General features: G+C 69.3%; 22 protein-coding genes and 1 riboswitch. Of the genes, 9 read left to right on the top strand and 13 right to left on the bottom strand.

What is annotated here, in order from left to right:
• The first annotated feature begins 60 nt into the window (after positions 1-60).
• On the top strand, positions 61-960 hold the full coding sequence (locus DK459_RS15510) for an AEC family transporter (protein ID WP_006386833.1): 900 nt from the start codon (positions 61-63) through the stop codon (positions 958-960).
• A 21-nt stretch (positions 961-981) separates the two neighbouring features.
• Here the strand turns inward: DK459_RS15510 and DK459_RS15505 are convergent, their stop codons facing one another.
• From DK459_RS15505 to DK459_RS15480, 6 genes are all read right to left on the bottom strand, one after another.
• Entirely contained in the window at positions 982-1,590 is a 609-nt protein-coding gene (locus DK459_RS15505; RefSeq protein WP_054499536.1) for an SUKH-4 family immunity protein, read from the bottom strand.
• 75 nt (positions 1,591-1,665) lie between these two features.
• Positions 1,666-2,673, bottom strand: a complete 1,008-nt coding sequence (locus DK459_RS15500) for an Ldh family oxidoreductase (RefSeq protein ID WP_006386835.1) — start codon at positions 2,671-2,673, stop codon at positions 1,666-1,668.
• Positions 2,674-2,703: 30 nt separating this feature from the next.
• Complete coding sequence (locus DK459_RS15495) at positions 2,704-3,639, bottom strand: hydroxyacid dehydrogenase (protein ID WP_054499537.1); 936 nt, start codon at positions 3,637-3,639, stop codon at positions 2,704-2,706.
• A 13-nt stretch (positions 3,640-3,652) separates the two neighbouring features.
• On the bottom strand, positions 3,653-4,666 hold the full coding sequence (locus tag DK459_RS15490) for a tripartite tricarboxylate transporter substrate binding protein (RefSeq protein ID WP_024067585.1): 1,014 nt from the start codon (positions 4,664-4,666) through the stop codon (positions 3,653-3,655).
• A 249-nt stretch (positions 4,667-4,915) separates the two neighbouring features.
• Complete coding sequence (locus tag DK459_RS15485; protein WP_006386837.1) at positions 4,916-6,091, bottom strand: UxaA family hydrolase; 1,176 nt, start codon at positions 6,089-6,091, stop codon at positions 4,916-4,918.
• A 30-nt stretch (positions 6,092-6,121) separates the two neighbouring features.
• On the bottom strand, positions 6,122-6,403 hold the full coding sequence (locus DK459_RS15480; RefSeq protein ID WP_006386838.1) for a UxaA family hydrolase: 282 nt from the start codon (positions 6,401-6,403) through the stop codon (positions 6,122-6,124).
• A 182-nt stretch (positions 6,404-6,585) separates the two neighbouring features.
• Between DK459_RS15480 and DK459_RS15475 the strand changes: the two genes are divergently transcribed.
• From DK459_RS15475 to DK459_RS15460, 4 genes are all read left to right on the top strand, one after another.
• A complete protein-coding gene (locus tag DK459_RS15475; RefSeq protein ID WP_024067586.1) occupies positions 6,586-7,341 on the top strand; it encodes a GntR family transcriptional regulator in 756 nt (251 codons plus the stop codon).
• Between the two features lie 157 nt (positions 7,342-7,498).
• A riboswitch (SAM riboswitch) is annotated at positions 7,499-7,580 on the top strand.
• A complete protein-coding gene (locus tag DK459_RS15470; RefSeq protein WP_020925391.1) occupies positions 7,570-8,841 on the top strand; it encodes a homoserine O-acetyltransferase in 1,272 nt (423 codons plus the stop codon). It overlaps the preceding riboswitch by 11 nt.
• A complete protein-coding gene (metW, locus tag DK459_RS15465) occupies positions 8,838-9,452 on the top strand; it encodes a methionine biosynthesis protein MetW (RefSeq protein ID WP_006386841.1) in 615 nt (204 codons plus the stop codon). The genes DK459_RS15470 and metW overlap by 4 nt, the downstream gene beginning before the upstream one ends.
• Before the next feature lie 102 nt (positions 9,453-9,554).
• A complete protein-coding gene (locus DK459_RS15460; RefSeq protein WP_047993099.1) occupies positions 9,555-10,802 on the top strand; it encodes a muropeptide transporter in 1,248 nt (415 codons plus the stop codon).
• Positions 10,803-10,839: 37 nt separating this feature from the next.
• On the opposite strand, the gene DK459_RS15455 is transcribed toward DK459_RS15460, so the two are convergent.
• Positions 10,840-11,709: a universal stress protein gene (locus DK459_RS15455; RefSeq protein ID WP_006386843.1), complete on the bottom strand. Its 870-nt coding sequence runs from the start codon at positions 11,707-11,709 to the stop codon at positions 10,840-10,842.
• A 259-nt stretch (positions 11,710-11,968) separates the two neighbouring features.
• Between DK459_RS15455 and DK459_RS15450 the strand changes: the two genes are divergently transcribed.
• Together DK459_RS15450 and DK459_RS15445 are read left to right on the top strand one after the other, a co-directional pair.
• Entirely contained in the window at positions 11,969-12,607 is a 639-nt protein-coding gene (locus DK459_RS15450) for a trimeric intracellular cation channel family protein (RefSeq protein ID WP_054448547.1), read from the top strand.
• 110 nt (positions 12,608-12,717) lie between these two features.
• Positions 12,718-13,419, top strand: coding sequence for a GntR family transcriptional regulator (locus tag DK459_RS15445; RefSeq protein ID WP_024067588.1), 702 nt, complete (start codon positions 12,718-12,720; stop codon positions 13,417-13,419).
• Between the two features lie 88 nt (positions 13,420-13,507).
• On the opposite strand, the gene DK459_RS15440 is transcribed toward DK459_RS15445, so the two are convergent.
• From DK459_RS15440 to DK459_RS15425, 4 genes are read right to left on the bottom strand one after another with little or no spacing between them, the layout of a single operon-like run.
• The gene (locus DK459_RS15440; RefSeq protein WP_110134853.1) at positions 13,508-14,278 is read right to left on the bottom strand and encodes a LamB/YcsF family protein; all 771 of its coding nucleotides are present in this window, start codon (positions 14,276-14,278) and stop codon (positions 13,508-13,510) included.
• Positions 14,279-14,333: 55 nt separating this feature from the next.
• Positions 14,334-15,335 (bottom strand): biotin-dependent carboxyltransferase family protein, encoded by a 1,002-nt coding sequence (locus DK459_RS15435; protein WP_110134852.1) that lies wholly within the window; start codon positions 15,333-15,335, stop codon positions 14,334-14,336.
• Positions 15,332-16,066 (bottom strand): 5-oxoprolinase subunit PxpB, encoded by a 735-nt coding sequence (gene pxpB, locus DK459_RS15430; protein ID WP_070541060.1) that lies wholly within the window; start codon positions 16,064-16,066, stop codon positions 15,332-15,334. The genes DK459_RS15435 and pxpB overlap by 4 nt, the downstream gene beginning before the upstream one ends.
• A gap of 24 nt (positions 16,067-16,090) precedes the next feature.
• Complete coding sequence (locus DK459_RS15425; protein ID WP_006386852.1) at positions 16,091-16,522, bottom strand: VOC family protein; 432 nt, start codon at positions 16,520-16,522, stop codon at positions 16,091-16,093.
• 141 nt (positions 16,523-16,663) lie between these two features.
• On the opposite strand from DK459_RS15425, the gene DK459_RS15420 reads away from it, so the two are divergent.
• Both DK459_RS15420 and DK459_RS15415 read left to right on the top strand, forming a co-directional pair.
• A complete protein-coding gene (locus DK459_RS15420) occupies positions 16,664-17,539 on the top strand; it encodes a LysR substrate-binding domain-containing protein (protein WP_006386853.1) in 876 nt (291 codons plus the stop codon).
• 72 nt (positions 17,540-17,611) lie between these two features.
• Positions 17,612-18,196, top strand: coding sequence for an HD family hydrolase (locus DK459_RS15415; RefSeq protein ID WP_049053062.1), 585 nt, complete (start codon positions 17,612-17,614; stop codon positions 18,194-18,196).
• 123 nt (positions 18,197-18,319) lie between these two features.
• On the opposite strand, the gene serA is transcribed toward DK459_RS15415, so the two are convergent.
• Both serA and DK459_RS15405 read right to left on the bottom strand, forming a co-directional pair.
• Positions 18,320-19,519, bottom strand: a complete 1,200-nt coding sequence (serA, locus tag DK459_RS15410) for a phosphoglycerate dehydrogenase (protein ID WP_006386855.1) — start codon at positions 19,517-19,519, stop codon at positions 18,320-18,322.
• 146 nt (positions 19,520-19,665) lie between these two features.
• Complete coding sequence (locus DK459_RS15405) at positions 19,666-20,142, bottom strand: DUF411 domain-containing protein (RefSeq protein WP_006386856.1); 477 nt, start codon at positions 20,140-20,142, stop codon at positions 19,666-19,668.
• Positions 20,143-20,159 lie beyond the last annotated feature (17 nt).

Here is a 20,159-nt window from a genome sequence, read left to right as displayed (position 1 = left end):
CACCGGACAAGCGGCGATGCCGCCACGTATCTCACTTTGAATCTCTGACGGAATAAACGCATGCTGGCCATCGCGCAGTTCTATTTGTCGGCCATCGTGCTGATGTTGCCCCTGTTGTCGTGCGTGGGCATCGGCATCTTCTGGGGCAAGCGCGACCTGCCGTTCGGCGGCGCCTTCATCACCACCCTGGTCACCTCGGTGACCACCCCCGCGCTGGTGTTCCACACCTTCGTCACCACCCGCCTGGACGATCGGGCGCTGGCCGACGTGGCCGCCGCCACGCTGCTGGCGCTGCTGCTGTGCGCGCTGGCCTGCGCCTTGCTGCTCAAGCTGGGCCGGCTGCCGGTGCGCACGCTGCTGCCGACCGCCTTCCTGCCCAACGCCGGCAACCTCGGCCTGCCGATTTCGCAGCTGGCCTTCGGCGATGCCGGGCTGTCGGTGGCGGTGGCGTTCTTCGCCGTCAATTCCTTTGTCATGCACACCATCGCGGTGCGGCTGCTGCCGGGCGTCAACACCCGGGGCAGCTGGAAAAGCCCCATCCTGCTGGCTTCGGTGCTGGCCGTCGCGATGCGGCTGCTGAACGTTCCGGTGCCGGCCTGGCTGATCGAGACCACCCGCATGCTGGGCGCCGTGACGGTGCCGCTGATGCTGCTGAGCCTGGGCCACGCGCTGGCGCTGATCCCGGCCAACGGCCTGCGCGATGGCGCCAAGGTGGCGGCGATGCGCCTGGCGACCGGCCTGGCCGCGGGCCTGGCGATCGTCTGGGCGCTCGACCTGGAGCCGGTGCTGGCCGGCGCGCTGACATTGCAGATGGCCATGCCCTGCGCGGTGGTCAGCTACATGTATGCCAAGCGCTATACCGACATGGGCGATACCGCCGCCGGCGCGGTGCTGGTGTCGACCGTGGTGTTCCTGCTGCTGGCGCCGTTGATGCTGTGGTTCAGCCACGCGGGGACGTAGCGGGCGGGCCGGCGTCCGGCGTTACAGCAGCCCGTCGCGCAGTTGTTCGCGGATCCGGCACCACCAGCCGCCGCGCCGCAGCGCCTTGGCATCGTGCTGCTGCCAGGTCAGATCGAGCTGGCGCAGCGCGGCGGGGCGATCGAACGATGGCGGCTCGGATCCCGCCGCAGGCTGATGCCGTCGCACGAATTCACCGCGTCGCAGGGCGTCGAGCCGGGCCTGCATTTCGGACTGGCTGTAGACGCGCGGGCCGGCATGGTGGCGGCTCGCCTCGGCCTGGAACCGTTGCAGGGCCGCGAGGAAATGCAGGAAGTGTTCGACTCGCGTGTTGACGAACAGCGGGGCCGCATCCTCGCCAGCCGTCACCACCCGGCCATCGGCCGCGATTGCAAGCCATAGCGCATCGGCCCAGGGTTCGCGCGCGAACACCAGCATCGCGCCGCCCGGCGAGCGGTGTATGGCCGGCGGCACGAACTCGACCAATGCCGCGGCGGGGTCGGGACGCATCGGCAGACCGGGGTCGAGCAGCCAGGCGCAGGCGTGGGCGTCCAGCCCGGCGCCGGCCAATGTGTCGGGCGCCAGGCGGGTGGCGCCGCCGGCATAGAGGCCGGCCAGCTCGTCGTGGTTCATGTGATCGGGGCGCGCGCCCGTCGTCGGGGCGGGCGCGGTGGGTTTCGGTGGTTGAGCGGGCAAGGCGCGGCGGATTCAGGCCACGCCCGACATGGCGCGCAACTGCGCCATCAGCGCCTCGGGGATCTCCACGCCGTGCTTGAGCGCTTCGTCGCGCAGTTTGCGGCGGCGGTCGCCGGGCAGGCGCACGCCGTCGTCTTCCAGCATGGCCTCCACCAGCGTTTCGACGCGCTCCAGGTAGGCCTCGTTGCCCGCCAGCGCGCCCGGGTCTATCGCCATGAAGGCCTGGCCCAGGCGCGCCGGGCCGCCCTCGTCGACGAAGAACGATTCGGTCTCGAAGCCGAAGTGCGAGCCGGTCAGGGCGCAGGCCAGCAGTTCGATGATCAGCGCCAGCATCGCGCCCTTGACGCCGCCTGCCGGCAGCATGCTGCCGGCCAGGCCGGCCTTGGGATCGGTAGTGGGCTGGCCGTCGGCATCCAGCGCCCAGCCCAGCGGGATCGGCTGGTTGTCGCGCGCGGCGATCATGAGCTTGCCGCGCGCCACCTGCGACAAGGACAGGTCGATGACGATGCGGCCGCCGCCGCGGCGCGGGAACACGGCGGCGATGGGGTTGGTGCCGAACAAGGGGCGCTTGCCGCCCCACGCCGGCATGGCGGCCGGCGAGTTGCTCAGCGCCAGGGCCACCAGGCCGGCGTCGGCCAGGGCTTCCAGGTGATAGCCGGCCTCGCCGAAGTGGTGGCTGTTGGCCACGCCGATGAAGGCTACGCCATGTTCACGGGCGCGGCGGGTGGCTTCCTCGACCGCCAGCGCGCAGGCGGGAAATGCCAGGCCCGAACCGGCATCGATCAGCGCCGCGCCGCCGCGCTCGTGCAGGATGCGCGGCACGGCGGCGCCGAGGGCGCGGCCGGTGCGCAGGTGGCCGGCGTAGAACGGCACGCGCGACAGGCCGTGGGAACTGAGCCCCTGGCTTTCGGCGAAGACCAGCGCGCGGGCGGTGCTGTCGGCCATGGCCGGGTTGGCGCCCGCGGCGGCCAGGCTGGCCGCGGCCAGGTGTTGGAGTTCGTCCAGATAGATGTGAGCCATATCCTTCCTGTCAGGGAGGCGCGCCGCGCTTCATCGGGCACCGCCGGTAAGCGCTATTGTCACACCGGCGGCCACCATGTCGGAAACGCGGGTGTTGGCTTCCCGCGTCAGGCCGGCGATGTGCGGGGTCAGGATCAGGTTAGGCGCGCCGGCCAGCGGGCCGCCGGCGGGCAGCGGTTCCTGTTCGAACACGTCCAGCGCCGCGCCGCCCAGGTGGCCGCCACGCAACGCCACCGCCAACGCGGTTTCGTCGACGATGCCGCCGCGCGACGTGTTGATCAGCACCGCGCCCGGCCGCATGCGGGCGATGCGGGCGGCGTCCAGCAGGTGGCGGGTACCGGAGGTCAGCGGCACATGCAGGGTGACGGCGTCGGCCTGGGCCAGCAGGTCGTCCAGGTCCAGCCGCGTGGCGCCGGTTTCGGCCCAGGCGGGATGATCTGCCGGCAAGGCGGCGTCGCAGGCGACGATGCGCATGCCCAGCCCGGCCGCGAGCCGCGCGGTCAACTGGCCGATGCCGCCGAACCCCACCACGCCCAGGGTGCGGCCGTGCGCCTCCAGGCCTTGCGACAAGGCCGCGCGCGGCCACTGTCCGCCCGCCACCTCGGCGCTGGCGGCATAGGCGCCGCGCAGCAGCGCCAGCAGCGTGCCGATGACGTATTCGGCCACCGCGCGCGCATTGGCACCGGTGGCCGGCACCACCTGGATGCCGCGCGCCGCGCAGCCGGGCAGGTCGATGTTGTCCAGCCCTACGCCCAGCCGGCCGACCGCCCGCAGCCGCGGCGCGGCCGCCAGCAGCGCCGCATCCACCTGGCTGCGGTTGCGCACGATGAGGGCGTCGGCCTGGCCGGCCGCCTGCAGCAGGGCGTCGCGCTGCTCCACCAGGTCGGGGGCGTAGCGCACGTCGAAGCGCTGGCGCAGCGCGTCGACCGCGGGCGCGTCCATGAATTCCGAGATAAGCACGTGCATGGCGGCTCCGGCGTCAGGCGATCTGGATGTTGGCGTCGCGGATGATCCTGGCCCAGCGGTCGACCTCGGATCGCAGATAGCTGCCGAATTCCGCCGGCCCGCGCGGCTGCGGCACGAAGCCCAGTTGTTGCAGGGCCTGCTGCATGGCGGGCTGCGAAATCTGCTTGACGATGGCATCGCCGATGCGCTGCACCAGCGCCGGCGGCGTGTTGGCGGGCGCCATGACGCCGGTGAAATTCTCCACGATCAGGTCCGGCAGGCCGGCCTGCGCCACGGTGGGCACGTCGGGCAGGTCCCGGCTGCGATCCCGGGTCGTGATGGCCAGCGCCCGCAGCGAGCCGTTCTTCACGTGCGACAGCGACTCGGGATAGTTCGAGAACACCACGTCCAGGTGGCCGCCGATGAGGTCGGTCAGCGACGGCGCGCCGCCCTTGTAGGGCACGTGCATCAGCGGCGTGCCGGTCAGCTTCTGGTACAGCGCCAGCGTCAGGTGCGGCGGTGTGCCGTTGCCGCTGGAGCCGGCCGCCAGCGGCTTGGCGGCGGCCGCGCGGGCCAGGTCGGCCATGCTCTTGATGGGGCTCTTGGCATTGACCACCACCATGATGGGCGAGGACGCCAGGCCGGCCACTGGCGCCAGGTCGCGGGTCAGGTCGTAGCCGGCCTTGCCGGCGAACAAGGTGGCGTTGGCGGCATGCGACAGGGTGATGGCCAGCCACGTGTAGCCATCCGGCGCGGCGTGCGAAACATGCGCCGCGCCGATGTTGGCGCTGCCGCCGGGCTTGTTTTCCACGACCACGTTCCAGCGTTCGGCGTCGCCAAGCGCCTTGCCCACCTGGCGGGCGGCCACGTCGGTCAGGCCGCCGGGCGGGAAGGGCACGACGTAGTTGATGGGGCGATCGGGCCAGTTGCCCTTCTGCGCCAGCGCCTGCTGCCACGGCGCCAGCGCACAGAGGCCTGCGGCGCCCAGCGCGCCGAGCACGCGCCGGCGTTGCGCGTCGTCGATGGGGGGGTGTTGCTCGCGGTTCATCGGTCTTCCTCCTTGGGGGTTGGCGCCCGGGTAGGAATGCTTGCGCCTGTGCTGCCGTGGCGGCTTGCGCCCGGGTCTGCATGCATTTTTTGCGTGTGCTGCGAGGGACTGCGGGTGCTGCGCGAGAGCGAGGTGTTGCAAGGACTGCGGTTTGCGGTGGGGCGGCGACGCGGCGGCGACAGGGCCGCCGCCGCGTCGCTCCCGCCCGCGCGATGGCGCGGACGGCCGGCGCGCCGCATCGGGGCGCCGTCAGGCGCTTTCGAAGATACGGGTCAGGACGAACTCGCGGTGGCCCAGGGCCTCGGCCGCGGTCCAGCGGCCGTTGGCGGTGGCCAGCATGCACTCGAGCAGCTTGTCGCCGGCCTGGTTCAGGTCGATCTCGCGCTGCAGCAGGCCGCTGGTGTCGACGTCGATGTGCTCCGACATGGTGCGCACCGTGCGCGGGTTGGCGCAGATCTTGATGACCGGCAGGATCGGGTTGCCGATGACGTTGCCCTGGCCGGTGGGAAAGAAATGCACCGCGTAGCCCGAGGCCGCGCACAGCGTCACCATCTCTGCCGCGGCCGAGGACGAGTCCATGAACCACAGGCCCGGGCCATCGGGAATCTCGGCCTTGTCGATCACGCCGTCGACGCGGCACTGCTTGCCGATCTTCTGGATGTTGCCCAGCGCCTTTTCCTCGATGGTGGTCAGGCCGCCGGCGATGTTGCCCTTGGTGGGTTGCGATTCGGACAGGTCGCTGGTCTTCCAGCGGTCGATCATGGCCTGGTAGCGGTCGAACATGAACATGAAGCGTTCGCGCACGGCGTCGTTGGCGCAGCGCTCGGCCACGATGTGCTCGCCGCCGGTCAGTTCCGAGGTCTCGCCGAACACCAGCGTCGAGCCCAGCGCGTAGAGCTTGTCGAAGGCGTTGCCCACGGTGGGGTTGGCGCCACAGCCCGAGGTGGTGTCGGACTCGCCGCACTTGGTCGAGACCCACAGATCGGAGATGGGACACGTGCTGCGGGTGAGCGCGGTGGCGTAATGCACGAATTCCTTGGCGCAGCGCGAGGCCCGCATGATGGTGTCGTGGTCGCCATGCAGTTCGATGCTGAAGCCCATGACCGGCTTGCCGGTGGCGGCGATGCCGTCGACCACGCGCTTGGTCCAGCCTTCCTCGATGCCGATCACCACCACCGCCGCCACGTTCGGGTTGCAGCCGGTGCCGATGAGGGTGCGGAAGTGCAGTTCCAGGTCTTCGCCGAATTGCAGGCGGCCGTAGGGGTGGGGCAGGGCCAGCGTGCCCTTGATGTTGTTGGCGACGGCCTCGGCCGCCGCATTGGAGATGTCGTCCACGGGCAGCACGATGACGTGGTTGCGCACGCCGACCCGGCCGTTGTCGCGGCGGTAGCCCTGGAAGGTGGTCTGAGCATTGATGACGGACATGATGGTTTCCTGTGTGGGCGAAGGATCGGCTTACCAGCGCTTGGTCTTGATGTTGTGCACGTGGGCGTGCTGGCCGGCCTGGATCGGCGCGACCACGCGGCCGATGTCCACGCCGTACTTGTAGACCGTGTCGCCCACGGCCATGTCCTTCATCGCGACCTTGTGGCCGATGGGAATGTCCTGCGCGGCCCGCACATGGATGATCTTGTCCTCGTCCATGATCCAGGCATTGAGTTCCGTTCCGGCGGTCAGGCCTTCCACCACGGCGACCGCCACCGTGTCCTTGGCATCGTGCAATACGGCGTGAATCATCGTCTTTCCCTCCTGGGTGAGCGCCACGGCGGAGTGCCGCGGGCGCTTCGGATCACAACGTCCGGCAAATCTTATGGCTCGTTTTTCAGCATGTCAACTAAATCATATATATGAATTGTATGACTTGAGGAGAGGCGCCTCGCGCCGCTACACTGGAGCCCCGGATTTATTGCGATGCACCCATGAACACCAGCCTGTCATCGACTGTGCCTTTGGGCAGTCCCTTGTACGAGCAGGTCAAGCAGGCCGTGCTTGCCGCGCTGGCCCAAGGCGAATGGAAGCAGGGCGAGGCGATTCCGCCGGAAAAGAACCTGGCCGAGCGCTTCGGCGTGTCGATCGGCACCTTGCGCAAGGCGATCGACGAACTGGCGGCCGAAAACATCCTGGTGCGCCACCAGGGCCGCGGCACCTACGTCGCGGTGCACACCCGCAACCACCACTTCTTCAAGTTCTTCCGCATCCTGCGCCAGGACGGCCACAAGTCGTATCCGGCCACCGAGCTGCTGCGCTTTCGCCGCGTCAAGGCCTCGGCCGAGGCGCGCGAGAAGCTGGGGCTGGCGGCCGGCGCCTACGTGTTCGAGTTCCTCAACATGCTGTCGCTGAACGGCGACGTGGTCATGGTCGATGACATCTGTCTGCCGGAATCGCGCTTTCCGGGCATGACCGAGGCGCACCTGCGCGAGCGCGCCAGCACGCTGTATGCGCTGTACCAGGACGTGTTCGGCGTCAACGTCATCGCCACCGACGAACGCCTGCGCACCTGCCTGGCGGACCGCGCCCATGCGCGCTGGCTGGGCGTGGCCGAGGGCGCGGCGCTGCTGGAGATCCGGCGCGTGGCCTATTCGTACAACCGCCAGCCGGTGGAATGGCGCATCTCGCGCGTCAATACCGAACGCTACGAATACCTGGGGCACGAGCCCTGGGAGGCGGGGGCCTGAGGCGCCTGCCGCCTCGGAGCGGGAGGATGCGGCCGGCGGGGAAGGGGGCTGGCATTCCGATGCGGGCCTTCCCGCGATCACGGCGCTGACGGCCATGGCCGTTCCCGGCCGCTTGCCGTCCCCGCCACCAGCAGTGCTAGAATTCCTGCCGCACTATCCAATTTTCGGCGCCGATTTGCCTGATCCGCTTGCGGGCGCCTTCCAATAAATCCAGCTAAAGAGGTCCGTATGACCACTCCTGCCCAGAATTTGGCCGGTGATTCGGCCAGTGCCGCGCTCGCGACCCTGCCCGCCGCCACCCTCACGCAGTCCGATGCCGCTGATCCCGGTTCCGTCGGACTGGTTGCTCCCGTTTTCCTGCGTTTCGACGAGCCGCTGCCGTTGCTCAGCGGCCAGTCGCTGGCCAGCTACGAGCTGGCGGTCGAGACCTATGGCACGCTCAACGCCACGCGCAGCAATGCGGTGCTGATCTGCCACGCCCTGAACGCCTCGCACCACGTGGCGGGCCAGGCCGCGGACAGCCCCAGCGACGTCGGCTGGTGGGACAACATGGTGGGCCCCGGCAAGCCGGTCGACACCAACGTGTTCTTCGTCATTGGCGTCAACAACCTGGGCTCGTGCTTCGGTTCGACCGGCCCGGCCAGCATCAACCCCGAGACCGGCAAGCCCTGGGGCGCCGCCTTCCCGGTGCTGACGGTGGAGGACTGGGTGCAGGCGCAGGCGCGGGTCGCGGACCACTTCGGCATCGAGCGCTTCGCCGCCGTGATGGGCGGTTCGCTGGGCGGCATGCAGGCCCTGAGCTGGGCCATCACGCTGCCCGAGCGCGTGGCCCACTGCGTGGTCATCGCCAGCACGCCGCGCCTGTCGGCGCAGAACATCGGCTTCAACGAAGTGGCGCGGCGCGCCATCATCACCGATCCGGATTTCCATGGCGGCGACTACTACGCGCAGGAAACCGTGCCGCGCCGCGGCCTGTCGGTGGCGCGCATGATCGGCCACATCACCTACCTGTCCGACGACGACATGGCCGAGAAATTCGGCCGCGCCCAGCGCGAACCGGCCGCCAACGGCGCCTACCGCTACGGCTACGACGTCGAGTTCGAGGTCGAGTCGTACCTGCGTTACCAGGGCGAGAAGTTCACCCGCTATTTCGACGCCAATACCTACCTGCTGATCACGCGCGCGCTGGATTATTTCGATCCGGCGCGCAAGACCGGCGGCGACCTGGCGCGCGCGCTGGCGCCGGCCCAGGCGGATTTCCTGCTGGTGTCGTTCACCACCGACTGGCGCTTCCCGCCGGAACGCTCGCGCGAGATCGTGCGGGCCCTGCTCAAGAATTCCAGCCCCGTCACCTACGCCGAGATCGACGCGCCGCACGGGCACGATGCCTTCCTGCTGGACGACGCGCGCTACCATGCCGTGGTTCGCGGCTATTACGAGCGCATCGCCCGCGAATTGGGACTGACCGACGCCGCTCAGACCGAAGGACGCTCCGCATGAATCCCGTGACTCCCCGTCCCGCCGTCAATACGCTGCGCCCCGACCTGGCGCGCATCGCCAGCTGGATCGAACCCGGCAGCCGGGTGCTGGACCTGGGTTGCGGCGACGGCGCGCTGCTGGCGCACCTGCGCGATCACCGCCAGGTGCGCGGCGCGGGCGTCGAGCTGGACGACACCTGCGTCATCGCCTGCGTGCGGCGCGGGGTCGAGGTGATCCAGCAGAACCTGGAAGACGGCCTGGCCCTGTTCGACGACAAGCAGTTCGACACCGTGGTGCTGTCGCAGACGCTGCAGTCCATGCACCGCACCGAGCACATCCTGCGCGAGATGGCGCGGGTGGCGCGCCACGGCGTGGTGTCGTTTCCCAACTTCGGCTACTGGCCGCACGGCTGGGCCATCCTGCGCGGGCGCATGCCGGTGACGGGCCAGATGCCCTACCAGTGGTACAACACGCCCAACATCCACCTGTGCACGCTGCGCGACTTCGAACAGCTGGCCGGCGAGCTGGGCCTGCGCATCCTGGAGCGCGCCACTTTCAACGAAGGGCGCGAGATCAAGACCTTCCCCAGCTGGCGCAGCACCCTGGCGGTGTACCGCTTCGCCTCGCCCTGACATTCTGAAACGCCGGCTGACGGCCCGGGCGCCAGCGCCTAAAATGCCGCAAGCCCGCCGCGCCCGTCCGTGCGCCCGGCCGGCCCGTTTCAGGAGACCGTCATTACCGCTGTATCCAACGTCTACACCAGTCCCCGCGTCGCGCCCCTGCTGGTCCTGGGGTTCGCCAGCGGATTGCCGCTGGCCCTGACCAGCGGCACCCTGCAGGCGTGGGCCACGGTGGCCGGCGTGCCCTTGCAGCAGATCGGTTTCCTGACCCTGGTGGGCACCGCCTACACGCTCAAGTTCCTGTGGGCGCCACTGGTGGACCGCTATGCGCCGCCGCTGCTGGGCCGGCGCCGCGGCTGGATGCTGGTGACGCAGGTGCTGCTGGGGCTGGCGATCATGGTCATGGGCACGCTGTCGCCGTCGTCGGCCTTGCAGGCGCTGGCCCTGCTGGCGGTGCTGGTGGCCTTCCTGTCGGCCACCCAGGACATCGCCTTCGATGCCTATTGCACCGACGTGCTGCGCAAGGAAGAGCGCGGCGCGGGCGCGGCCATCAAGGTCATGGGCTACCGGGTGGCGATGATCGTCTCGGGCGGGCTGGCGCTGATCCTGGCCGACCAGTGGATCGGCTGGGGCAATACCTATGTGGTGATGGGCGGCCTGATGCTGCTGTGCGCGCTGGCGACACTGTGGGCGCCCGAGCCGGAGCACGTGGCCAAGCCGCCGCGCAGCCTGGGCGAGGCCGTGTCGGCGCCCCTGCAGGAATTCTTCACCCGGCGCGGCGCGTTGGCGGTGCTGTTGCTGATCGTGCTGTACAAGCTGGGCGACGCCTTTGCCGGCGCGCTTTCGACCACGTTCCTGATCCGCGGCGCGGGCTATACCCCTACCGAGGTGGGCGCGGTCAACAAGGTCATGGGCATGGCCGCGACCGTCGTCGGCGCCCTTGCCGGCGGCCTCGTCATGTCGCGCTGGACGCTGTACCGGTCGCTGATGGTGTTCGGGCTGCTGCAGGCGGTGTCCAACCTGGGCTACTGGGTGATCGCGGTCAGCCCCAAGAGCATCTGGCTCATGGGCGCCGCGGTCGGGCTGGAAAACCTGTGCGGCGGCCTGGGCACGGCGGCGTTCGTCGGGCTCTTGATGGCCCTGTGCCGCCAGCGCTTCTCGGCCACGCAGTTCGCGCTGCTGTCCGCGCTGTCGGCGGTGGGTCGCACCTACCTGGCCGGACCCTTGACGCCGCCGCTGGTCGAGCACCTGGGGTGGCCCGGGTTCTTCCTGGTGACGGTGGTGATCGCGCTGCCGGGCCTGGTGCTGCTGCACCTGCTGCGCGGCCGCATCGAAGCCATGATGCAGGACGGCGACGCCTGACGCCGGGGCCCGGGGGCCCCGGCGTCAGCGCGGCGCGTCACTCCTCGCCGGCCAGGCGCACGATCAGCACGTCGCTGGGCAGCGCTTCGAGCAGCCGTTCGGCAACGCTGCCGATGGCCGTGCGCAACAGGCCGGTGCGGCCATGGGTGCCGGTGACGACCAGGTCGGAACGATGGTTGAAGGAATATTCCGACAGCACCGTTTCCGGCTGGCCGCATTCCATCACGACCTTGGGCGGCGCCACGTTGGCCAGTTCCGGCGTTTCGGCGATGAACTCGCGCGAACTCTGCTCGGCCGCGTGGTAGAAGCTGCGGGTCACGGCGTCGTCCGGCACGTTCTTGCCCTGGAACGGCACGTCATAGGCATGGAACAGCGTCAGGTCGGCGTTGGGCACCAGTTGCAGCGCGGCGCGCAGCGCCTGGCGCGAACCGGCCGAGAAGTCGGTGGCGACCAGCACGTCGCGGTACGGCTTGCGCGGACGGTTCTTGACCACCAGCACCGGCTGGCGCGCCTGGCGCACCAGTTTTTCCACCGTGGTGCCCAGCAGCAGGCGGCCCAGCGTCTCGTCGCGCGCGATGCCGGCGATGATCAGCGAGCAGCCGAAGCTGTCGGCGGTTTCCATGATGCGGACCAGGGGATCGCCCGTGACCACTACCACTTCGGTGGCCACGCCGGCGTTGGCCAGGTCCTCGGCCAGTTCGCGCTCGGCCACCGCCTTGTGGTCGGCGGCCAGCCGGCGCCAGACCGGCGTGGTCAGGCGCGCCGACACGCCGTGGTTTTCCATGACGTGCAGCACGACCAGCTTGGTATCGAGTTCCTTGGCCAGTTGCAGCGCGCGATCCAGGGCGCGATCACCCCGCGCGCTGAGATCCGTGGCCAGTAGGATGGGGCCAGGTTGTTGCGACATACGTTTCTCCCGAGATGGGGCCGGGCCGGTGGCTCCCGCTAGCCCGCCGGCCGGCCGATATCGCCCTTGCGGGCACACCTCCATTGTCCCGCCAGGGCGCGGACAGGGGCTTGACCGATATCAACGCACTTCCAGCGTAAGGGAGGATGGGGGGCGGCGGCAATGGCGGGGGGCGATGCCGTGTCAATACAATGGGGCCTGTCGCCCGTGCCGGGAAGCCGTCGCGCCCGCGGGTTTCGTCCCCATCCCTTGCCGTTCCATGTTCTACGACCTTTCGCCCGCCCTGCTGCACACGCTCTACCTGGTCGCCATCGTGGCCGAAGCCATGACCGCGGCGCTGTCGGCCGGCCGGCGCGACATGGACTGGATGGGCGTCTGCATCATCGCCTGCGTCACCGCGCTGGGCGGCGGCTCGCTGCGCGACGTGCTGCTGGGGCACTATCCGCTGACCTGGGTGGTCCATCCCGAATACCTGTGGATGACGGCGGGCGCGGCGCTGCTGACCGCCCTGATCGCGCCGGTCATGCGGCGCCTGCGCAGCGTCTTCCTGCTGGCGGACGCGCTCGGCCTGGTGGCGTTCACGGTCATCGGCTGCCAGGTCGCGCAACTGATGCAACTGCCGATCACGGTGGTGCTGATCAGCGGCATGATCACCGGCTGCGCCGGCGGGGTGCTGCGCGACGTGCTCTGCAACGAGGTGCCGCTGCTGTTCCGCAAGGAGCTGTACGCCAGCGTGTCGGTGGTGACCGGGGCGCTGTACCTGGGCGCGCAGGCCCTGGGCCTGCCGGCCAACGCTGCCGTGCCCATCGCGCTGGCGGTCGGCTTGACGCTGCGCCTGCTGGCCCTGCGCTTCAATTGGCAGATGCCGAAGTTCGTGTACCGCGACGACTGGCATTGAGGTTCGCGCCGGACCTCATTCCTGCAACAATTTTCCTATTTGTGTTTCAATAAATTTCTAGTATCTTGTCGCTGTCGCAATACTTGCATCAGCAGTACAAGGGGAGCCGATTGGACGTCAAAGCGCCCGCCACGATTCCGTACTTCCTACAGGAACAGATTCGTGAGTTGATAGTGGATGGCACTATCAGGCCCGGGCAGCCATTGCGGGAACAGGAACTGGAGCAGCGTTTCGGCACCAGCCGCAGTCCCATCCGGGAAGCGCTGCGTCTGCTGGAACTGAGCGGCCTGGTGACGCATGTCCAGCGCAAAGGCTTCCGGGTCACCCTGTATTCCGAAACCCAGATCCGCCACCTGTACAAGCTGCGCGCGGAGCTGGAAGCCTATTGCATCCGCCAGGTCGCCGAGATCGACGACATTTCGCCGCTGGTGGCCGAACTGCGCGCCTATGACGAGGCGATCGCCGCCGCCATGGCCAAGCGCGACGTGCGCGCCTATATCGCGGCGCTGCGCGAGTTCTACCTGGCCGGCGCCCGCTTCACCGGCAACGCCCCGCTGGCCGAGGTGCTGACCAAGCTGTACGAACAGGTCGAGCCGCTGCGCTACCTGCTGGCGCGGCAGACCATGGAATCGAACAGGCTGCAGACCTATACGCAGGGCATCACGCAGGCGCTCGCCAGCCGCGATTTCGACCGCGCCGCGGAACTGACCCGCGGCTACGTGCTGGATGTGCTGCCGGGTATCCTGCGGGCCTACCATGAGGCCTCGCTGCAGGACGCCGAGGAACCCGCGCCGCGCTACGGCCGCGCGTAACCGCGGGACCGCGTCCGGCGCCCGAGGCGCCGGCGCGTCCTTGCTGCGTCATCGAAACAGTGCCGCCCGTCGCCCGCGAATGGCGGCGTCAGGCGCGCGCGGACGGCGTGCGCACGGCGATGCCGGCCCGTTCCAGCGCCTCGCGGATGGCGCGCGCGAACACCAGCGCGTTGGGCTGGTCGCCGTGGATACAGAGCGTGTCGGCCTGCACCGGCACGTCCTTGCCGTCGACCGAGCGCACCTTGCCCTCCCGGACCATGCGCACCACCTGCGCCACGGCCTGGTCGACGTCCTCGATCATGGCGCCGGCGCGGGTGCGTGGCGTGAGCGAGCCGTCGTCCTGGTAGGAGCGGTCGGCGAAGACCTCGTTGGCCGCGGCCAGCCCGATGGCGCGCGCGGCGTCGATCAACTTGCTGCCCGCCAGCCCGTAAAGCAGCAGCGTGGCATCCACATCCTTGACCGCCTGGCAGATGGCGCGCGCCAGGCCTTCGTCCTTGGCGGCCATGTTGTAGAGCGCGCCGTGCGCCTTGACGTGGTGCAGCCGCGCGCCTTGCGAGGCGGCCACGCCGGCCAGCGCGCCGATCTGGTAGACCGTGATGTCGTAGGCTTCGTCCGGCGTGATCGGGATCGCGCGGCGGCCGAAGCCCACCAGGTCCTGCAGGCTGGGATGCGCGCCCAGCGCCACGCCCTGCTTGAGGGCGGCGGCCACGGTCTTGCGCATGATGGCGGGATCGCCGCCGTGGAAACCGCAGGCGATGTTGGCCGAGCTGACGAAAGCCAGCACCGCGGCGTCGTTGCCCATGCTCCAGGCGCCGTAGCTTTCGCCCATGTCGCAGTTCAGGTCGATGCTTGTGCTCATGATGGGGTTCCTGTGGAGGTTCGGGCGGTTATTCGGGGGCGCTTGCGAGCTGGCCTCAAGGGTGGCCAGGCCCCAGCAGCGCGCGCAGCGGCGCCAGCGCGTCCAGCAACTGGGCGAAGGCGCGTTCGCGCTCGCCGTCCAGGCGTTGCGCCTCGTCGAGTTCGATCATGGCGAACCGCAGCGCGCGTCCCGGCGCGTACTGCGCCAGCAAGGGCAGGTCGACGCTGGCGATCTGCGCGATCTTGGGATAGCCGCCGGTGGTCTGCCGGTCGGCCATGAGGATGATGGCCTCGCCGCCCGACGGCACCTGCACGGTGCCGAAGCAGGCCGCCTCGGACAGCATCTGGCGCGGCTGGCTCATGGACAGCGCCGGACCCTGCAGGCGGTAGCCCATGCGGTCGGACTGCGGGCTGATGCGGAATTCCGAGCCGCCGAAGGCGTGGCGGCTGGCTTCGGAGAATTCCTGCCACTGCATGCCGGGCAGGAAGCGGATGGCGTCGCGCTGCTTGTGGCCGAGCGTGCCGGGCAGGTAGATGCGCAGGTCCCACAGGGCCTTTTGCAGCGCGTCCAGGCCGTGGCCATCGAGCGGCTGGCGCAAGCCGACCTGGTCGCCCTTGGCCAGCGCGCGGCCCTCGAAGCCGCCGAAGCCGCTGCGCAGGTAGGTGGTTTCGCTGCCCATCACCGGCGCCAGCGCGAAGCCGCCGTGCACCGCCAGGTAGCCGCGCACGCCGTTGGCGGGCCGCGCGCCGAAGGCCAGCGTGTCGCCGGCGCGGGCCACCAGCGGCCGGTGCTGCGGGATCTCCTGGCCGTTGAGCGTGGCGCCCAGGTCGGCCCCGGCCAGCGCGAAGCAGGCCGGCGCGTCGAAGCGCAGGGTCGGGCCGGTCAGGGTCATTTCGAGCGTGGCGGGGTCGCCGCTGTTGCCGGCGAGCGCGTTGGCCAGGCGGTGGGCGCGTTCGTCCATGGCGCCGGCGGCCGGGATGCCCTGGTGCTGGTAGCCCTCGCGGCCGCGGTCCTGGAAGCTGGACAGCATGCCCGGCTTGATGATGGTGATGCTCACGGCCGGTTCCCCCGCAGGCGCGCGAATTCGTCGGCGCTGATCGGCACGAAGCGCACCGAGTCGCCCGGCTGCAGGTAGGCGGCCGGCTCGCGCGCGGGGTCGAACATGGTCAGCGGCGTGGTGCCGATGATGTGCCAGCCGCCGGGCAGGCGGTTGGGGTAGATCACCGTCTGGCGGTTGGCGATGGCCACCGCGCCGGCCGGCACGGCGGTGCGCGGCGAGGGGCGCCGCGGCAGGTTCAGTTTTTCGTCGTGCACGCCCAGGTAGGCGTGGCCGGGGGCGAAGCCCAGCATGAACACCATGCTGCGCGGTCCGCTGTGCAGGGCGATGACTTCGTCGGGCGTCAGGCCGGCGGCGCGGGCGACCTCGTCGAGGTCGGGCCCGTGCTCGCCGCCGTAGCAGACCGGTACGTCGACCTCGCGGCCGGCGGCATTGTCGGCCGCGATGCCGTCGGCCAGCAGCGCTTCGATGCGCTCGGCCAGGTCGGCGTAGGTGGGGCCCTGGCCCAGCCCGTCGGGTCGGTAATGCACGGCCACCGCCACGAACGACGGCACCACGTCGGTCACCCCCGGCAGGCCGGCGTCGCGCAGCTTGCGCGCCGCCGCCAGACAGGTGCGGCCCACGGCGGCGTCGATCCGGTCGCCGAAAGAAACGATGAGGCAGCGGTCACCCTGGGGCTGGATGCGCCAGGTGGCTTCGGCCGAAGAAGATGGGTCTGGTGTTGCGTTCAACGGCACGAAACCTGTAGAGACGGATTACTTGGCGAACAACGAATCCAGGTTCTTGAACGCCTTGAATTCCAGCGCGTTGCCCGACGGATCCAGGAAGAACATGGTGGCCTGTTCGCCGACTTCGCCCTTGAAGCGGATGTAGGGCTCGATGACGAACTCGGTGCCGGCATCGGTCAGGCGCTTGGCCATGGCTTCCCATTGTTCCATGGAAAGCACCGCGCCGAAATGGCGCACGGGCACATTGTGCGAATCGACCGCGCTGGTGGCCTTGTGGCCGCACTCGCTGGGGGCCAGGTGGGCGACGATCTGGTGGCCGTAGAAGTTGAAGTCGATCCATTCGGGCGAGCTGCGGCCCTCCGGACAGCCCAGCTTTTCGCCGTAGAAGGCGCGGGCTTCGGCCAGGTCGCGGACCGGGAAGGCCAGGTGGAACGGCGGCAGGTTGGTTTGAGCGGTCATGAAAAGCTCCGGATGAGGCGGAAAAGGTAATTCAGAATGCGGACGATCGCTATCGGGTCGTGTCCTGAGCTGCTAGTTTATGAATTGTTTTTTTGATTGAAAAACGATATTTTTTGTGTCTTAGCATCGAAAATATTGATTGTGATCAAAGAATTCAAGACCTTCATCGCCGTGGCGCGCGACGGCACCTTCACCGGGGCGGGCGCCCAGCTGGGCCTGACCCAGTCGGCCGTCAGCGCGCAGATCAAGCGCCTGGAAGACTATCTGGGCGTGGCGCTGTTCGACCGCAGCGCGCGCGCCGCCGTGCTCAACGACCATGGCCGCGAGATGCTGCCGCAGGCCGAGGAACTGGTGGCCATGGCCGAGCGCATGGCGTCCACGGCCGGCGCCGGCCACGTCAGCGGATCGCTGCGCATCGGCGCCATCGCCTCGGTGCAGCAGGACCTGCTGGTGCGGGCGCTGGGCGAGTTCCGCGCCGGCTACCCCGACGTGCGGGTGCGGATCGTGCCGGGGGTGTCGCTGTCGCTGCTGGGGCAGGTGGACGCCGGCGAGGTCGACATGGCGCTGCTGATCCGGCCGCCGTTCGCGCTGCCGCCGGAATTGGGCTGGCAGCCGTTGCTGCGCGAGGAAGTGGTGCTGGCCATGCCGGCCGCGATGGCGTTGGCGCCGTGGCGCGAGGTGCTGGCGGCGCAGCCCTTCATCCGCTACGACCGCGCGTCGTTCGGCGGGCGCGTGGTGGACCTGTTCCTGAAGAAGCAGCGCATCACGGTGCACGAGGCCGTGGAGTTGGACGAGATCGAGGCCATCGCCAACATGGTGCGCCACGGACTGGGCGTGGCGCTGCTGCCGCGCTTGCGCGGCCTGGATACGGACGGCCTGCGGCTGGTGTCGCTGGGCGATGCGGCGTTTCATCGCGAGATCGGCCTCATCGGGCGGTTGCCGTTCGACGCCGGCAGCGTCCGCGGCAAGATGGCCGAGTGCCTGGCGCGGGCGGCGGGGGCCGCGTTGGCGCCCTGAGCCAGCCAGGGCGGTACAGTGTCGGGGATGCGATCGGCATTCGCGCCAAGACCGCCACCCACGCAGGACACCATGGCATCGACCTCACTGGAAAAACAGCTGCAATTCCTCCGCGAAATCGACCGGCTCAAGACCGTCGTCCGGCAATCGCCGCTGCTGGACCGCAGCCGCAAGGAGAATTCCGCCGAGCATTCCTGGCACCTGGCGCTGTACGCGCTGGTGCTGAGCGAATACGCCAGCGGTCCGGTGGATACCCAGCGGGTCATGCGGATGCTGCTGCTGCACGACGTGGTCGAGATCGACGTCGGCGATTTCCCGATCCACGGCGGATCGTCGGCGGCCTGGCAGGCCGAGCACGAGGACAAGGCGGCGCAGCGGCTGTTCGGCTTGCTGCCCTCGCCGCAGGGCGATGAGTTCCTGGCGCTGTGGCGGGAATTCGAGCAGGCCGAGAGCGAGGACGCGCGCTTCGCCAAGGCGCTGGACCGCTTCCAGCCGCTGCTGATCAACGTGTTCACGGGTGGCGGCACCTGGACCGAGAACGGCGTGTCGCGCGAGCAGGTGCTGGCCCGCTACGGGCCGGTGATCCAGCGCGGGGCGCCGAAATTGTGGGACGTCTGTGAGCGCTGGGTGGCGGCGCATTTCGCGGGCCGGGCATGATGTGATCCGCGTCTGGGGGCTCACGTTCCCGTCCAGCCGCGGCCGTCCTGCGTCCGCATCCGCCCGTGCCACGCGCATGGAAAAGGCCCGCTCGCGCGGGCCTTTCTCTTGAGCGCCTTTCCTTTACAGCCGGTCGCAGCGCACCGTGATCGGATGATCGCGCAGCGTCGTCATGACCAAATCATCGACCTCGCCATCGACGTCGGTGATCACGTAGCCGATCTGGCCCTTGGTCTGCAGGGTCTGGCTGACGATGTTCAGGCCGTGCTGCGCCATCAGGTTGTCCAGCGTGCCCAGCGCGCCGGGGGCGTTGCGGTGCACGTGCAGGATGCGGGTGGCGCCGGCCTGTTCCAGGTAGGGCAGTTCGGGGAAGTTGACCGCGCCCTTGGTGGTGCCGGCCTGCAGGAAGCGCACCAGCTTCTCGGCCACTTCGCGGCCGATGTTCTCTTGCGATTCCTGCGTGCTGCCGCCGATGTGCGGGGTGAGGATGACGTTGGGCAGGCCGATCAGCGGGCTGGCCAGCGGTTCGTCGGCGCCCTTGGGTTCGGTGGGGAACACGTCGAGCGCGGCGCCCGCCAGATGGCCGGACTTGAGCGCGGCGTGCAGGGCGTCGATGTCGACCACGGTGCCGCGCGAGGCGTTGATGAGGATGGCGCCGCGGCGCATGCGGGCAATGGTCTCCGCATTCATGATGTTCTCGGTGGACTTGCCGCCGGGCACGTGCAGGGTGACCACGTCGGCCTGCTCCAGCAGGTCGTTGAGCGAGCCGGCCGGGCGGGCGTTGCCCAGCGGCAGCTTGGCTTCGACGTCGTGGTAGATGACGCGCATGCCGAGGCCTTCGGCCAGGGTGCTGATCTGCGAGCCGATGTTGCCGTAGCCGACGATGCCGAGCGTCTTGCCACGGGTCTCGAAGGCGCCGGCGGCGCTCTTGTCCCAGTGGCCGAGATGGACGCGGGCGTTCTTTTCGGGGATGCGGCGCAACAGCAGGATGGCTTCGCCCAGCACCAGCTCGGCGACCGAGCGGGTGTTGGAGAAGGGCGCATTGAACACCGGGATGCCGCGCTGCATGGCGGTGTCGAGGTCGACCTGGTTGGTGCCGATGCAGAAGCAGCCGACCACGCGCAGGTCGGGGTTGCCGGACAGCAGGGCGGCATCCAGGTGGGTACGAGAACGGATGCCCGCGACCTGGGCGCCGCGCAGGGCGTCCTGCAGCTGCGCCGGCGGCAGGGCCGCGGCGTGCGTGACGATGTCGGTGTAGCCGGCGGCTTCGAAGACGGCGCGGGCGCTCGGGTGGATGTTCTCGAACAGGACGATGTGTGCCATGACTGCCAGGGGTCGGGTGAGAAATGCGTTTTATTTATTGTGGCGCATTTTTGCTGCGGTGCAAGAGGTACCCATTGCCCGGGTGGGGATGAATTGTTTCAGAACGGCCGCCCGCCGCCCGGCCGGGAGCATCCCCGGGGCATCTCCTAACGATACGCCTGGAACACCTTGGCGCCGCCGCGCTTGTCCACCAGCAGGACATCATGTGGCGTCTTGCGGCCCCCGTATTCGGGGCCGTCCATGCCGGGCGAACCCAGCGGCATGCCAGGCGCGGCAAGGCCGGCGGCATCGGGCTTTTCGAGCAGCAGGCGGCGCACGTCGCTGGCCGGCACGTGGCCTTCGATGGCATAGCCGTCCACCACGGCCGTATGGCACGAGCCATAGTCGGCCATGCCGGCGTTGCGGCGCACCGGGCCGGTGTCCTGGACGTCGTGGGTGGTGACCTCGAAGCCGTTGTCGCGCATGTGCTTGACCCAGTCCTCGCAGCAGCCGCAGGTGGGCGTCTTCCACACCTGGACCTTGGGGGCGGATTGGGCCTGCGCGAGGATCGGCGCGGCGTACAGGGGCAGGGACAGCGCGGCCGCCAGCAGCAGGCGACGGGCGGGGATGAGAGGTGTTTTCATGGGTCTCCGCGAGAAAG

This window comes from Achromobacter sp. RW408 (genome assembly GCF_003184165.1).
Lineage (GTDB): Bacteria > Pseudomonadota > Gammaproteobacteria > Burkholderiales > Burkholderiaceae_B > Achromobacter > Achromobacter xylosoxidans.
Note: the sequence above shows the minus strand (reverse complement) of the source record. Positions and strands in the feature narration are given on the sequence as shown.

Coding starts and splice junctions, on each gene's coding strand:
- DK459_RS15415 (WP_049053062.1), top strand. CDS start 17,612: ATGGCATCGACCTCACTGGAAAAACAGCTGCAATTCCTCCGCGAAATC.
- DK459_RS15455 (WP_006386843.1), bottom strand. CDS start 11,709: ATGTCGCAACAACCTGGCCCCATCCTACTGGCCACGGATCTCAGCGCG.
- DK459_RS15475 (WP_024067586.1), top strand. CDS start 6,586: ATGAACACCAGCCTGTCATCGACTGTGCCTTTGGGCAGTCCCTTGTAC.
- DK459_RS15470 (WP_020925391.1), top strand. CDS start 7,570: ATGACCACTCCTGCCCAGAATTTGGCCGGTGATTCGGCCAGTGCCGCG.
- DK459_RS15485 (WP_006386837.1), bottom strand. CDS start 6,091: ATGTCCGTCATCAATGCTCAGACCACCTTCCAGGGCTACCGCCGCGAC.
- DK459_RS15490 (WP_024067585.1), bottom strand. CDS start 4,666: ATGAACCGCGAGCAACACCCCCCCATCGACGACGCGCAACGCCGGCGC.
- DK459_RS15440 (WP_110134853.1), bottom strand. CDS start 14,278: ATGAGCACAAGCATCGACCTGAACTGCGACATGGGCGAAAGCTACGGC.
- DK459_RS15480 (WP_006386838.1), bottom strand. CDS start 6,403: ATGATTCACGCCGTATTGCACGATGCCAAGGACACGGTGGCGGTCGCC.
- DK459_RS15500 (WP_006386835.1), bottom strand. CDS start 2,673: ATGGCTCACATCTATCTGGACGAACTCCAACACCTGGCCGCGGCCAGC.
- DK459_RS15505 (WP_054499536.1), bottom strand. CDS start 1,590: ATGAACCACGACGAGCTGGCCGGCCTCTATGCCGGCGGCGCCACCCGC.
- DK459_RS15495 (WP_054499537.1), bottom strand. CDS start 3,639: ATGCACGTGCTTATCTCGGAATTCATGGACGCGCCCGCGGTCGACGCG.
- DK459_RS15450 (WP_054448547.1), top strand. CDS start 11,969: ATGTTCTACGACCTTTCGCCCGCCCTGCTGCACACGCTCTACCTGGTC.
- serA (WP_006386855.1), bottom strand. CDS start 19,519: ATGGCACACATCGTCCTGTTCGAGAACATCCACCCGAGCGCCCGCGCC.
- DK459_RS15405 (WP_006386856.1), bottom strand. CDS start 20,142: ATGAAAACACCTCTCATCCCCGCCCGTCGCCTGCTGCTGGCGGCCGCG.
- metW (WP_006386841.1), top strand. CDS start 8,838: ATGAATCCCGTGACTCCCCGTCCCGCCGTCAATACGCTGCGCCCCGAC.
- DK459_RS15510 (WP_006386833.1), top strand. CDS start 61: ATGCTGGCCATCGCGCAGTTCTATTTGTCGGCCATCGTGCTGATGTTG.
- DK459_RS15425 (WP_006386852.1), bottom strand. CDS start 16,522: ATGACCGCTCAAACCAACCTGCCGCCGTTCCACCTGGCCTTCCCGGTC.